The sequence below is a fragment of the Vulcanococcus sp. Clear-D1 genome, from assembly GCF_014654725.1.
Lineage (GTDB): Bacteria > Cyanobacteriota > Cyanobacteriia > PCC-6307 > Cyanobiaceae > Vulcanococcus.
On the sequence record NZ_JACVZV010000039.1, the window covers coordinates 1 to 15212 of the forward strand.

Here is a 15212-nt window from a genome sequence, read left to right on the forward strand (position 1 = left end):
GCTACGCCGGGGTTGAGGTCCCCAGGGATTTACACCTACTGGCGGGACGCGGGCCTGCAGTGGATCTCGCCTTATTCAGCAAACCCTAGTTGAGCGTCACTACGTGGATGTCCAGCTCCGCCGAGATCTGGGCAAGGCTCTGCCTCTGTGGCGGACTCACCCGCCGTCTCACATCAGCTTTAACCGCCTCGCTGTAGCGACGCATTGCTCTTTTCCATCAAGCCCCCTGGTTGAAGAAGTGATCGGGATGGAGAGGCGTTATCTTTCCTGGCAAAGGGGGGAGAAGGCGTAGCAAGGCCGGAAAAAAGGACAAAAAGAAGCATCAGTAGCTTCTCGAGGTTCATCAGTGTCGCTGCTTGAAACATTGACACCCCTCAACAGACAACTTACGATAGGGGTGGCCTTGTGAATTCTTCAATTACTGTTCTCTTTCTCTCCCTCTAGGGAACCTAACGTTTGTCTTCATGAGCCCTGTGCTCATAGGCCATCAAGTTGGCAAGCTCCACGCTCCTTCTGCTTCAAGTTCTGAGGAACAGGGCTTCCTTGATCGAAAGCAAAAACCAAATCACAATCAACGCGAATTTATTCAATGGACTGGATTATCGATACAGACATGGGGCTAGATGATCGAATCGCACTGCTCTATCTGGCTCAAATCTCGAAGCATCCCGAAAGCAAATTCAATATCAAAGCCATTTTAACTCAAGGAACTGGTCTCACTCACTCACTTCCCGCGAAAAACAACGCGGTCCGGCTTCTGAGGTATGCAGGAATCCCTACGGATCAACTTCCAATCATAGGACAAGGTGGCAAGAATACCCTTGAGGGCTTCCATCAATATCCCTCTGAATGGCGATACACAGAAGACAATCTTAGAGGATTTAAGATTCCTGGGTACCCGAAAGCTGCCAAGCAACAAAACGGAAAGTCTGTGGACATCCTTCGAGAAGTTCTCGTGAAAAGCCAGAGCAAGATTTCTATTCTAGAGTTGGGAACGTTCACGACACTCGCTAAAGTCTTGGCTAAATCTCCCAAGCTTGCAGGTAAGATCGATCATATAGTTTCTATGGGTGGCTCAGTTGATGTCAAAGGCAACATTCACAACACTCCTAACGAGCGGGCTGAGTTCAATTTCTGGATCGATCCTGTCGCAGCGAAGACTGTCTTTGATCTAGGCATACCCATAACCATCGTTCCTCTTGACGCAACCAATCAGGCCCCACTGACCGAAGACTTTCTTGCAAACTTTCAAAAGAATGCAGTTGGGAGAGTCGCTAACCTAGCAGCCACCTGGTGGGAGGATGTTACTGTGAACCCTCTGGGCGAAGAATATTACCACTGGGATCCTCTGGCTGCGGCAATTGCGGTAACTCCCGATCTGATCACAAATTCACAAGAAGTAAAAATCAAGGTTAATGCGAAGGTTCGCGACGATATATCACCAGAGGAGGGCTCACCGTTCGGTGACCCTAGTGATTTTAGCCTGCTGAATTGGAAGGGACGTCCCCGGTCTCCTCTTGATCCATTCAAGTCAGGATGGACGAAGCGTGACTCTGCCGGTCAAGATGTGAAAGTCGTTTTCCAGGCTGACGTCTCCCGTTTCGAATCCTTTTTAACATCCGTCCTCGACGAAGATTTTGACAAGACAGATGGTTTGCATACCCTATTCAGTCAGCCGGTCTCTGAAATCTGAGAAGCCTTCTTGCGAGCTGGTTGGGCATAAGTGCGCTGCAAATACTTCAACGTACTTTATCGCGACAGTGCTCCTCAGAAGTACAAGCTACTTGATATGTACTGTGAGCGAAACAACAATATGCTGATGTACACCACAACTTCAAGCTGGGTGCGCCTCGCCATTTCTTTCCACATCCTCACTTGGTTGAGTCCGTCGTTTAGCAGTGCTACAATGGGCGCTTTTAATGAGCGTTTGCCTTGGGGTTGCGAGAAGCTATTCCATGACGATGAAATCTTAATATGCGTCAGGAACAGTCAGCTATCGGTCTATGAGCGGATCTGAGGTTGCTTGTTGTTCATTCAAACTCGCTAGCTCCAGGCATGTCATCAGTTAGAAGGTTTCCAACACCCTTGGTACGAGAGTTCTTCTGCCTGGAAGCACTGGAGCACCTTCAGGTCTTGTCGTAAATCAGAGATCTTCAAGTCCGACGAGAACGCCGCGACTTCGTCGTCATTTAAGGTCGCATTATCTTAAGCGCCAACTAAGCTGGCGCTTAAGATAATACATTATTAGAATTCTAGCGTGCTTAGCCTCCTATAGCAGGGGGAAGGTTGCCGCCTGGCCTCTGTTTTCCTAGGAATGCTGATAGATGTCTGCTAAATGAATTGACGTGCTTGTACCCCAGAGCTTTTACGGTTGCCTCCACTGTTGTGTCGAGCTTGTTCTTCTTCGCCTTTGATGTTGTGCTTACTGGGCCATAGCTATGCTTTGCGTAGAAAAGTGAGCCAAAGAAGGGATTGCCTTCATTCAGATTTGTGATGGTCATCTGGCCAATGTTGCTCTTTGTGGCAACAAATAGAGAACCACTTACCGGAGCGTAGCCAAGGTCGATGGGCAGGAGTTGACTGAGACTCTGCGCCTCGCTAGTTGTTGTGCTTCTAAGAGAAGTTCTTAGGGCAGCAGATTTAGATTGCTTAGAACTAATCTCAGGTTGTTTTACCGGGGCTACGTAACGCATCAGGTTCTTAGCGCTATATTCTTGCAGGGTTTGAGGCGAGACAACTTCTAGTACAGGATTAAGACCCGTTGAACGTAATGCCTCACTTATGAGTGCTACCAAAGGAAGAACGGGCTGATCTGACTTGTTGTCTTTGATGGCCAACACCTCGACAGTCGATTCTTCTTGCGGTTGTTCTAAAGCGAGTCTTTGCGGAGTAATCGGCTGAACAAGCGGACCATTCCGTGCCTGAATATTTACAGACTTGATACTGTCACCAACGAGAGCTGAAAGTACCACTCCGCTTGACCAGCGCCCATTGGCTCTCACATCAACTTTGTTGATCGAACCATTCGGCTTGACATCAGCATAGTTTGCTAGAAGCAAGCCACCAACACTGTTGGCGACGTCTCGATTTGCCAAGAATGCAGAGCCAAATATGCCCGTGCCGATTGAGTCAATTTCAATCTTTTCTATACCACCATAGGCCGCGAAGTAGCTCAGGTCGATACCTGCAGCAGCTCCAGTGAATTGGTCATTAGGAGGAGCTATGCCTGGGAGAATATATTCAGGTGGGATGAGATTTGGAGTCACGCGCCCAGTCTTAACTGTAATTCCACCAATCTTTCCATCCATCACCGCTTGATCTGGATCAAGACCTGAGGCGCGGAAAGAACTCAAATAGATGCCTTTTCCACTTGCACCTCGATTAAATGGATCAGTTTGGTCGAGCTTCTTCCATGTGGTGTCAACGTAAATTGACTTGATTTCTCCAGCGGCACCTGAAACAAAATCAGAGCCTTCAATACCATTGCCTGTCCTAGAGGCATTAAGCACCTTTATACTACCAATGGTCGACTTGTTGTCGAAGGCCCCATTGGCTTCGTTGTAAATCGCGCTTCTGGCAATGAACTGGGAGCCCAATATCCCTGCACCTCCCCTGAAATCACTAACCTTCACATCGACACCACCGATGTTTGCCGCTTCAAACCTGGATCCGTCTATTCCATTGGAACTTCCCGGATAGACTCCTTTATTCTCCACTGTTATCCGGCCAATGCTGCCTATATTTCTAAAGCCGCCAGTCCCAGTATCGCTGTCAGCGATAAAGTTAGATCCGGAAATCGCTGGGCCTCCATTTGATGCAACACTGATGTTGCCGATGCTGCCAAAAGCTGTAAATTCACTTCCTTCTATTCCCGTATCAACCGACGAATCACCTTTTGCCTCTACATAAATGCCAGCTTTCTCATCTGTTGGTGTCACACCGATAGAGCCGTTCTTGGAACGGAACAACGCACCTAGGACCGCCGAGCCAGAGCCTTCTGTGATAGAAGTGATGGCCCTTATGTTCTCTTTTGCGATAAACTCTGAGTCGCTAATTCCTGTTGCATTATAGGTCTCTGAACTGATCCCGCCAATTTCTCCCGAGATATCAAATATACTTTTGACGATACCACCTCCATTAATAGATCCATTCTTGGCAGATATCTCGTCAATTCCTCCGTTATAGCTCGTTAGGCTCGCATCAACAATGGCATGTGAGACTGCGTTGTCGGGTTCACCGCCTTCTCCCCCCCTGACGGATGCTTTGATGCTTCCAAAACTGCCAGCATGTGCTGTGAGCAACTCAATCGCGTGCCCACCATTTGCATTGCTGATACCTATAAAACCTTCTGTATGCCCCCGGCTTTGTGAATAAGACTCGAAGATTCCGCGTCCTCCTGCAACGCCGCCTCGGCCTGTCACCTGGCCAATCTTCCCATCGTTCGCATGCAAGCGTGAGAGGTAAATGCCGTCTCCTTGCATTTGAGATAATCCTGTGATGTTGCCCATGTTTTTCTGGGCTGTCACATTCACCCTCCTGAGACCGTCTCCATTCCCAATGCCGGTTAGGTTGCCAAGATCAGAAACTTTTGCATGAATCACACTGTCAACAATACCATTTCCCGTAAATGCCCTTGACGTAATATTTCCAATTCTACCTGCGATGATTTGTGTGTTTACAATTCCATCTGCTCCATTAATATTTGCCAACGGCTCTACGCCAGCCTCTATGGCTGGTAGAGTCGTTCCCCCATAAGCAGTCACCTTAATTGATTTGATTGATGCTTGCTCTTGCGGGATGCTTTCTGTTGATGCAAGGTCACTTGAACTATCAAACCCATACTCGTCGCCGGCTTGAAGGAGTACGCCCATCATCCCAATACCCTTTGAAGCTACTACTTCCACTTTCCCGATGCTGCGACCGGCACTGATGGTGCCGCCTTCTACTGTGATATTAGAACCTTTGACGGTGATCGATTTGATGTCTCGCTTCGCAGCGAATGTTGGATTAAATAGCTTTCCTTTCTCGATATATATATCCCCAATATCTTGTCCAGCGGAGAGGGTTGCCCCCCACGTTCCTATACCTAGGTAGACATCCCCTATGTTGCCAGTCCGTGCGACAATCTTACCCGTATTGCCTTCAATTTGTTGGTGGGCCCACATGTCTCCCACATTTGTTTCGGCATCTATAAGTGCCGATTCAATTCCACCAGTTAGCGCTGTGATATTACCAATGCTTCCCTTTACTGCGCGTAGATCGGCTGCAACACCTGTAGCAGACTTAACGTTACCGATGTTTCCACCAGCTTGAAAGAAGCCTGCCAGCATTTCAACAGGTGCTGCTTCCGGCGCATCTGGCGGCTCTGCGACGGGTACAGGCGTACGTAAGTATGTCTCTATATTGCCAATGTTGTCCGTGGCTTCCACAATCATCGCCTCTGTAAAAGCGTTAGCCGTAATGTTTCCAATATTGTGTTCGGAGTGCCATCGTGACATGCCTGTGCCGTTGATGTTTATATCCGCAATTCCCTTGTCTTTGCTTCTGTTGATAACGACACCTATGTATTGATCTGGGATATATATTGTGTCATTTTCTTCAGGGAAGATCCCAGAGATTCCTTCGTATGAGCGAATTTCACCCGTCGTGTTGTTCTCTTCCCCGCCAGCTTCGCTACCACCCTTTGCGGTATTGGCAATTGCCTCAAAAGTGTAGGCTAGATTGAGATGGCCTGCAGAGGTTATAAATCCTTGGTAATCGTATGGCAACTGAAGTGTGAGAGATTGACTCCGATCTGTTGTTTCAATACTGCCATCGATTCGGCCAAGATCAATGGAGCCAATGCTTCCCGCTTTGATATTTCCATTCAGACGGCTTCGCTGAGCTTCGATGCTTCCAATTCTTCCGCTCACCTCGATTTCTCCTCTTAAATCATTGGTGGAAAAGCTTTTATCGTATGGATCGCCAGAAGGTGCGCCTATCGATCCGTTAATTACGATACTGCCGATTTCAAGGGCTTTGATGTCGCCTAGATCTATTAGGCCGCTAACAGAGTTGTAACTGCTTCCGCCATTGGTTACAGGTGCTTGATCATCAAAGACACCTGCAAAGTCCACAATCTCAGCCTGATTACCTGCCCCACCATCAATTGTATTTCCACTAAAGTTTGTGCTACTCTCAATGCTCATCGCGTTGTAGAGGCTACTCGTATTAATGCGGTCCACGTATGTTGCATAGCCTGTATCCAGTGTTATATTGCCGATACTTGCTCCTTCCAAGTCTATGGTGTTAGTTATCACTCCACTCAGCTCAACACTCTTCAGATCTCCACTTGAACCCGTGGCGCTGCCGATATACTCAATATTCGTGTACCCGCCACTAAACATCCTATTGTAAAGGCCGTTCGCCCCCTCAATGATTGAGCCAGCATTCATTTTCAGCTCTAACGGACTTACCGACAACGACAAACCTGATGTAGCATCAGTACCGGTTATCTGGATTGAGGTCGCATCTGCGTTGTTCGTCAATCCACCTGCTAGGTCGATCGAAAATGTGCCTGCGCCGGAAAGTACAACCGACACAAGATCACCGTCTGTATCGATGTAATACGCAGATTTGACCTGAACGCCTGGTTGTATACCTGTTGTGATCCTAGGCTCAGGCTGGTCTGGATTCGGATTCTTTCCCTCAGGGTATCCAACTGTTATATTTCCCTTCCCTGTCAAACTATCCAGAAACCAATCGACTGACCAAGAAACTAATGCCCCAGCTGCCACCGCTCCAATAGAAAACGGTTCAAGAGTGATATCACGAATGCTTAGATTGGACCAGAATCCTGGATCTAGCTTATTGATCGTGCCTGCGGTTACTTCTAGTTTCCAGTCGGCCTGGTCAGAGCCACTGATGTTGCCAGTAACGTTATTTGAAGTTGCCACATCAGCAGCCGTTAGTTCAGCGATATCCTTCGTAAATTCAATTCCAATTTCGCCTTCTCCCACATTGCATCCATAAATCAACAGATCTCCATCCTCTTTAAGAAAGCTGCCAAGCTCTGCGAGTTCAGCTCCATACCCTTTCAGTGTTCTTCCTGTAATGAGATCCCCTCCTATTGCAAATCCACCCTCCCATCCATGTGACAGCAAATGAATTGCGTCCAATTGATCCTTATCTGCTATACCCTCAAGCCGCTGAACGAGCGTGCTTAGCCCTTCACTCCCTTGAAGGTAAAGTACTTCGTAGCCACCTGCTGTGAGTTCATCCGCGATCGGCTTCAAGCCTTGATCCAGATCATCACTGATGACATAAATCTTATCTTCGTTGAACTGCGCGCGTCCTTCATCACAGGTCATGCCCCCGTTCAATCCAGCTAAGGAATGAGCCTCTGGCCACGGGTGGCAATTGGTTGAGATGCATACGCTCAGCGCTGCATCAGCCCCTCCATGTCCCCAATCCATTGCACTTGTCCAATTCCCTCTCAGTTTACTCGATTTCTCTTTCTAGGAGTATACCGTCAGAGTTTTTACGCATTCTATCCCAAGAGTTATTGCTCATGCCCCTTTCCCTTTCTCACGCAGCTGTTAACCATCGTAACTTGAAGCCCCTACGAGGCACCAATGACCATGTTGTGGGTACATGTCGTACCCTAAGGAATTGGAGTTGGAATAATCTGTGAGTTAATGACATCTTCGGCGAAGAGACCGATTCCAGCGACGTTCAGCGACTTCACCTTTCCTCGAGGCTTAACTTTGGCCACACTTAGATTTCTAGTGATTAATGGATTGAGGATATCTGATCGAGCATAGATTGCCGAGTTGCCAATGCCTGTCCCAACACTATTTACAGTGATTGCGCCAATTCCTCCGTAGGCAGCGATATAACTGAGATTAATGCCCGAAGGTGCCTCTGTAGATTGATCGTTCGGAGGCGGATAGAGTACCTGAGGGATCGGAGGGAGAGGGGGAATCGGTGGAACTGGCGGCACTGTTGAGTCTGGAATTACTCGTCCCGCTTTGATGGTTATGTTGCCAATCTTCCCGCTAAATACATTTGCATCAGGATCAATGCCTGTGGCTCTTATTGAGCTTCCATAGAGGGCCACACCGCTGGCTTGTCTATTTTCTTTCTCGGACCAATCTGGTTGTTTAGGCTGCCATAACATATCTATATCTATATTGCCAATCTTCCCGCCTGCACCAGCTAAGAACTGACTGAATTCAACACCGTTCCCTACGCGGGATGCACTTCTAACAGTGATGTTTCCGATTTCCCCCCTGTTATTAAACGCCATCCTCTCCCTCCCCCTAATTTCTCCTGCGCTTTCTTCCATCGCATTTCTTGCTGTCAATAACACTTCAGACATCGCTGCCCCTCCCCTAAATTCACTGATCTTCGCTTGGATGTTGCCGATTCGTGAGCCGCTGGCTACTACCCCTTTCATTGCTGTCGATGCTGCAAGATTAATCCCACTACTTCCGACCTCAAACCCACCGATATTTCCCATATTTGTGTATCCGCTGTCTGCTCTAAAAGAGCTTTCTCCTATGCCATAGCCGCCAGCTGTATCCGACTGAACTAAGCCCAGGTTCATGTAAGCCGTAAAGCTTGATCCGAATATTCCATGGTCCTCTGCGCTGCCTCCACCACTTACAGCCTTTACTGAGAGTTTGGTGGGTTGATCACCGTCGACAATACTGCCTTTCTTTGATCTAAATTGTGAGTCTAAGATCGCTGTGCCTGCATTCGTTGACTCGCTCTGAATTAACCCAATGTTGCCCGATGCCGTCACCGTGCTTCCATTTATACCGTTTGAGTTGTAGCACTCTACTATTATTTTCTTGATTGAGCCAGACGAATCTAGAATTGTGTTCTTGATGCCTTCCCCGTAGATCGAGCCGACTCCCACCGTGATGTCGCCTATATCTGCCGATACTTTATTTGGGTCTGTTGGATCGTTGTTAAAGCCAAATGTTGTTATTGTGCTATCTACAATCCCGCTCGAGAATGGTTCTGTCGGTTCGCCTCCTTCCCCGCCAAGTACCTTTGCTTCAAGAAACCCAATGCTTCCGGCATTCAGGGTAAGACCTTCAATAGCATGTCCACCATTTGCATTGCTTCTGGCTTTCACCCCTGATACCTGTTTTCGGCTTTGGACGTATGTTCCTCCAGTGATCCCGCTGCCGCCTCCAACTCCTCCTCGGGCAGCAATCATTCCAATTGAACCAGTATTCGCGAGGAACTGGCAGTTCGTTACGCCGTGTCCTTGAACTTGTGACAGCCCAGTAACGTTGCCAATGCTATCCTCAGAGACTACATTGACGGAATCGAGAGCATTTCCCCCGCCGATTGCTTTGATTGATTGAATGGAAAAGCCGGCAACCGGGTTTCCCTGCTGTGCGTGAATCTCCGAGCTAACTATTCCACTGCCTGTAAATGCCCTTGCCTTGATGTTGCCGATCGCGCCTGATACCAGCACTGTATTCTCGATCGCATTCGTTGATAAGCTTGCGGATGGATCCGGCAAAGGTTCAAAAGCTGGTAGCTGCACTGCCCCATACGCGATCACATCAACATTGCCAATCTTTGCTGGAGTATGTACGGATGTCCCAGCCGCTTTGTATAGCCCACTTTCATCACCTGCTTGGATCAGTGTTCCTGAGATTCCATATCCTGTCCTTGCAGTTACTCTGATATTTCCTATTGATTGTCCAGCGGTGATGGTTCCTCCCGTAATAGCGTTGGCACCCTTGACTGTCATATTTCCAAGATTAACACCGGCTGTAATGCTTGGTATTTCCAGCCTTCCCTTTTCTATCCAGATGTCACCAATGCTTCCTTGTGGCGCTCTCAACGAGTTGTCCCAGGCTCCTGTCGCTATATAAATATCTCCGATGTCTCCTGCCTGGGCAACAATCTTTCCCCCAAAGAGTTCCTGTTTCTTTGCCCAAATGTCTCCAATGCTTGTGCCGGCATCTATTAATAGAGAATGAATGCCACCTTCAAAGGCTGTGATGTCACCAATTTCTTTGCCAGCCTGCAGCGTGGCCACAAGGTTTGTAGCAGCTTTGACGTTGCCAATCCTGCCCCTGACAGCCCTGTAGGTCCCTGAGAGTTCTCCTGGGACTGGTGGTTCCGGTGGGAACTCAGGTTGCGGGTTTGGTATTTCACTAAAAAGATACGCTTCGATATCGCCAATATTCCCTTCTGCCTCTACAAGCATTGAGTCTGTGAAGCTATTGGCGCTGATGTTTCCAATATCTCCCGCCGATATCAGTCTTGCATTTCCAATCCCATTAATATTTACATTTGCGATTCCGTTGCTGATTAGGGTCCCTATGGCCTCTTCGCCTAGCGCTGCCAATGCCGAGCCATCGTGTTTGTATAAATTGTAAATGTTGTTGGGCAACATGAGAGGGTCGTCCAGTGCTGTCTGCGTTCCTGACAGACCACCACCTGCATGCACCTCCCCAAAAAATATATCTTTCGGCTCTAGGTCGCCATCTGTCTTGGGGGGCAAGTTAAAGTTAAAGCCTAAATTTAAGTGGCCGGCTGATCGTATAAAGCCTCTGAACTGACTATCCAGGCCTATGGTCATCGGGGCTGAAGGATCATTTGTCGTGATCTCTCCTTGTACAAGACCAATGTTTATCTTTTCTATACTTCCAGCCCTAATCTCGCCCGTGAGGCCGCTGCGCGGTGCTTCAATTGTCCCAATTGCTTCCGCTACTCTAATCTCGCCCCTAATATTGTTTGTTAGTGGTAGCGGGTCATAAGGGTCTGTCGTTGGAGCACTAATTGCTCCGTTAATGCTCATTGTTCTGATTGACCTAGCGTTGATGCTGCCTACATCAACCAATCCTGTAACCGGATTGTAGTCATTGGTGCTGTTACCTGTTGGGCTTTCATCAAATAGTTCTAATTCTGCTGCGGCCTGAATATCGCTTACACTGATGCTCGGGGATGGGCTATTGTCTCCTCCATCTAGCGAACTAGTGTTCACTCGATCACTGAATGGCGTATACCCCGCGTCGATAGTGATGTTGCCGACCGCTTGGTTCTGAAGCTCCAGTCTGTTGACAATTGTAGAGCTTAGATAGATGGACCCAATTTCCGTGCTGCCATCAGCAGCTACTACGGAGTCGATAGTTGTGTATCCTGGACTATATAGGCGATTGTATTGACCTCCATCTCCTTCATCAATGCTTCCCGCGTTGATCGACAGCTTCTGCGGAGTGACAGTGACCGAAAGTCCGCTTGCTGCTGTGGTTTCTTTTAAAACGACTGATGTCGCATCCGCCCCATCAACTCTTCCTCCTGCAAGCGTTATCTGGAAGCTTCCACCCCCGGTTACGTTGATCGATACGAGGTCTCCTGATCCGTCGATATAAGAGGCTGATGTGATCCACGTTGATGGCTGTATTGATAACGTCCCATTCCATTCGGGAGCATTAGACATCCTCCACTTCTCGGCTTCAATTTCTCCTTGTCGGATCTCTAATTCCCAATCGGCGCCTGCACGACTTGCACCTGTCTTGTTATCTGACGCCGCTATATCTGCGCTGGTTGTGTTGGCTATCTGTTCAACCAGGTGTTCCCCGGCTGTGCCCTTCCCAACTTCACATCCATAAATTAGGATGTCTCCCTCCTTGCGGACCATGGAACCCAGTTCCCGTAGATCCTCTCTTAAGCCAGTCAGAGAATCGTTTGATATCTCCGATCCGCCCAACCAAAATCGCCCAGTGTCTCCATGTGAATAAATGTGCATGGAATCCCACCCTTTGGCTGGTGCCATCTCACGAAGAGATCTTGTTAAACTGCTTAGGGTGTCACTCCTGTTTAGTGCGACGACGTTCTCGCTTTGATCCAACAGTTCATTGTACAGGGCTAGTGTTTGTTCGTCGCTGATCGTAATAATATGGACGGCCAATCCTTGCTCTTCACTTAGGGATCCGTGGCCTTTGTGCATCCCTTCAATGCCCGTCTGCACTGTTATCGGGCTTACTTCGTTTTCCATGATTAATGCCCGACCTGAAGGCGTTGACTTTGTTCTCACCACATTTTATCTTGACCCGTCCCGAACCTCCGATTCTTTCGTTTTTCTTAATTCTATCCAATTTTAACTCGTAAATGAATCTACTTGTGGTTTGCCGTGCATTCAGTCTGCCTATTTCATGTCTTTTTGGGCTCTGGCGCCTACTCCACTAGGGCCTGCCTCAGTTTAGAGCTTCCTGGGAACGCGTGAGGGAAGACAGGCAGACTACAATCCGTGCTTGAGGCAGCCGTAAGCTCCCCGTCCATTCTAGGTCGATACTATTTCTTAGGAACTCGAATCGTGACCACTTTCTCGGTTGATTGGTGATGCGAAATGGCGCCCACCACGTTAAAATAACAAAAGGATCCCGAAGACCTTTTCCAAGTTTATCGCCTCAACATTTACTGTAACAGTTGTCGCCTCATTTAACGCATCCTTGTCTCGAATCGTGCTAAGTCAAGAGCATTCATGCGTAAAAAGTCATGCGTATAAGTGCTTTATGTCTACTCGCTGATGTTGTCTGTTCGTGCGCTATGTGCAATCTGCCTGCTTGATTCAGGGCTTCGTCTGTTGCTTATTGCTCGATCTGGGCTTATTTTGGCCCGTAGACTGGCTGCTGGATTCCTCTCTGAAGCTGCAGATCTGTTTCTGCCCAATCTCTTTCGGAGGGATGCAGTCCAATGGCTCTATATAGTCGAATCCTGATACCATTTCAGGTCAACTACTCTTACATTCCACAGCATGGCGTTCTCCCACTCCCACTCCTGATGCGCTATCACTTTAAAGCCTTTGCTGAGTAGATATTGATCTTCAATGAAATCAGAAGATTTGAATGCCCAAATGCCCTTCTCTGGATGCTCCGGAGTTGGGTTGTATGAAGTGTTTGATTTGCCAAAAATATATTTCTGGTGCTTCTGTAGCTTGCCTGTCGCGATTTTCTGATCCTTTGCTGCCTGGACAACATAGTCGTAACCCCCATATGGTGGCGACAGCTTTCCGTATCCCCTCATGGCATATGGGCCGGAGTACTGGCTGAAATCTGACTTCATCCAGGAATATCCGATATCTGGGTTCTCAAATCTAAACCGACCCACTGTGGCGCCACCATTCTTGATCGCAGGATCCATGATTCCAATGATGACGTCGTCTTCAGAGCCCCTGTTCCCGCGAACTTCAAATATTTCGCCGGGTAGAACTGTGTTCTTGGCTTTTGTAACTCTGTTGTGAACCACAAGGGCATCAGTCGTTTCATTGATTACTCGCACAAGTGTGTCTTTTGACATAGCGTGATTTGATTCTGCTTTATTTTACGCGGATGCCTGCGCAGTTGCAACCTCCCTCAGTTGCTTCCGGGTTTAGCGAGCAACATCTATCTGTTGCTCCTGGTTGAGCGGCCCCAGTTGCTTCTCGTGGCGCTTGCGACCTTCGTCTGGCCTGCTAGAAGGCGATGCGATCAGTAGCCGCAGCGGGGTCGCCCAATGGACCGGAGTCCTTCCGACGCAACCGGAATCAGCATGGCCGCACCAGCTGCCTTGTGCCTGACTGTCATCAGGCTCTGCCGCCAGGGGGTGCATGACTAAGTCTCTTGCATGCTCCAAGCCCCCTGGCAAATCCATCTCTGTCACGGCGATCTGGGCGTCTTTCGCATCATCTGTTGAGGGCAGCCTGCGTCTCCATGGGCGACATGGCCGCATCCTCTCCGGTGTTTCTGACGATCGCGCGCTCCATCTGTATACTGATTAACTGGCTTAGGCCAGAAGGGCACGCGCCCCACCCAAGACAGCAGGTCTGCCCAAGGCCGGCGATCACTTCGGTGATTCGCTGCCGCAAGCCGTAAATCCTGCCGAGGTGCACGCGACTGGTTTTGCCCTGGCGGTTCGCTGCCGGGGGAATGCAAGCCGCAGCCCCTCGAGTGCACGCGCACTGGGGCTGCGTACCCGGCTTGTTCCCCCGATCCGTTCCGTTTCCCATGGGCCGCACGCTGGAGAACAAGCAACAGATCGTCGAAGAGCTCAAGCAGCTCCTCGGTGAGGCCGAAATGGCGCTGGTTCTTGATTACAAGGGCCTGTCCATCAAGGAGATGTCTGATCTGCGGAGCCGTCTGCAGGCCAGCAACGGTGTGTGCAAGGTGACCAAAAACACCTTGATGCGCCGTGCCATTGATGGCAACAGCGCTTGGTCGGAACTCGATTCCCTCCTCACCGGCACCAACGCCTTCGTGCTCGTTAAGGGCGACGTGGGTGGTGCCGTGAAGGCCGTTCAGGCCTTCCAGAAGGACACCAAGAAATCGGAAACGAAGGGCGGTCTTTTCGAAGGCAAGCTTCTCTCGCAATCCGAGATCAAGGCGATTGGGGATCTGCCCTCCAAGGAGGTGCTCATGGCGCAGATCGCTGGTGCGATCAACGCTGTGGCCACCAAGGTGGCTGTGGGCATCACCGAAGTTCCCTCCGGTCTTGCCCGGGCGCTCAAGCAGCACGCCGACGGCGAGGGCACGGCCAACTGAGGCCTGCTCTGCTGAGCTCTCCGCTCCGACTGTTCACACAGATCTGTTGCTGATTCCCAACCATGTCTGCTACTACCGACCAAATTCTCGAGCAACTGAAGTCGCTCTCCCTGCTTGAAGCTTCCGAGCTCGTCAAGCAGATCGAAGAGGCTTTTGGTGTGTCCGCCGCCGCTTCGGCTGGCGTTGTGATGGCCGCTGCTCCTGCAGCTGCTGCTGAAGCCGCTGAAGAGAAGACCGAATTCGACGTCATGCTCGACAGCTTCGACGCCGCTGCCAAGATCAAAGTGCTGAAGGCCGTGCGCGAAGCCACCGGCCTGGGCCTGGGCGAAGCCAAGGCTCTCGTTGAAGGCGCTCCTTGTGCCATCAAGGAAGGCGTTTCCAAGGCTGATGCCGAGGCCCTCAAGAAGGCCGTGGAAGAGGCCGGCGGCAAGGTCACCATCAAGTGATCGCTGGGGCGGGCTGCTTCGGCGCCCGCCATCACGCTTCTGGCCCAGCCGGCTCCTACGGGGGCCGGCTTTTTTTGTGGTGCTCTGGGTTGTGGATCAGCCGTGGGCGTCAGCCAATAAAAAAGCCCCGCCGAAGGCAGGGCTTTGAGTTCGGAACGCTTCTGGGAGTCTGTCCTCGTTTCGACCCCGGAAGTGGTGTCCCGCACTCCTCACACAAGAGAAACATACGGCAGGA

Annotated in this window: 6 protein-coding genes; 3 read left to right on the forward strand and 3 right to left on the reverse strand. The window is 49.7% G+C overall.

Annotation, left to right across the window (positions count from 1 at the left end):
• Positions 1-589 precede the first annotated feature (589 nt).
• Positions 590-1693: a nucleoside hydrolase gene (locus H9532_RS15370; protein ID WP_296370179.1), complete on the forward strand. Its 1104-nt coding sequence runs from the start codon at positions 590-592 to the stop codon at positions 1691-1693.
• Between the two features lie 568 nt (positions 1694-2261).
• On the opposite strand, the gene H9532_RS15375 is transcribed toward H9532_RS15370, so the two are convergent.
• The 3 genes from H9532_RS15375 to H9532_RS15385 form a co-directional block, all read right to left on the reverse strand.
• Positions 2262-7349: a DUF4347 domain-containing protein gene (locus H9532_RS15375; protein ID WP_296370181.1), complete on the reverse strand. Its 5088-nt coding sequence runs from the start codon at positions 7347-7349 to the stop codon at positions 2262-2264.
• Between the two features lie 293 nt (positions 7350-7642).
• The gene (locus H9532_RS15380; protein WP_296370183.1) at positions 7643-12010 is read right to left on the reverse strand and encodes a DUF4347 domain-containing protein; all 4368 of its coding nucleotides are present in this window, start codon (positions 12008-12010) and stop codon (positions 7643-7645) included.
• A 704-nt stretch (positions 12011-12714) separates the two neighbouring features.
• Positions 12715-13311 (reverse strand): hypothetical protein, encoded by a 597-nt coding sequence (locus H9532_RS15385; RefSeq protein WP_296370185.1) that lies wholly within the window; start codon positions 13309-13311, stop codon positions 12715-12717.
• Between the two features lie 686 nt (positions 13312-13997).
• Here H9532_RS15385 and rplJ point away from each other — a divergent pair.
• A complete protein-coding gene (rplJ, locus tag H9532_RS15390) occupies positions 13998-14531 on the forward strand; it encodes a 50S ribosomal protein L10 (RefSeq protein ID WP_296370187.1) in 534 nt (177 codons plus the stop codon).
• 62 nt (positions 14532-14593) lie between these two features.
• Positions 14594-14977 (forward strand): 50S ribosomal protein L7/L12, encoded by a 384-nt coding sequence (gene rplL / locus H9532_RS15395; RefSeq protein ID WP_296370188.1) that lies wholly within the window; start codon positions 14594-14596, stop codon positions 14975-14977.
• Positions 14978-15212 lie beyond the last annotated feature (235 nt).

What these genes read in the sequence shown, in the direction of transcription:
- H9532_RS15370 (WP_296370179.1), top strand. Translation starts at nt 590, where the DNA reads ATGGACTGGATTATCGATACAGACATGGGGCTAGATGATCGAATCGCA.
- H9532_RS15375 (WP_296370181.1), bottom strand. Translation starts at nt 7,349, where the DNA reads ATGACCTGTGATGAAGGACGCGCGCAGTTCAACGAAGATAAGATTTAT.
- H9532_RS15380 (WP_296370183.1), bottom strand. Translation starts at nt 12,010, where the DNA reads ATGGAAAACGAAGTAAGCCCGATAACAGTGCAGACGGGCATTGAAGGG.
- H9532_RS15385 (WP_296370185.1), bottom strand. Translation starts at nt 13,311, where the DNA reads ATGTCAAAAGACACACTTGTGCGAGTAATCAATGAAACGACTGATGCC.
- rplJ (WP_296370187.1), top strand. Translation starts at nt 13,998, where the DNA reads ATGGGCCGCACGCTGGAGAACAAGCAACAGATCGTCGAAGAGCTCAAG.
- rplL (WP_296370188.1), top strand. Translation starts at nt 14,594, where the DNA reads ATGTCTGCTACTACCGACCAAATTCTCGAGCAACTGAAGTCGCTCTCC.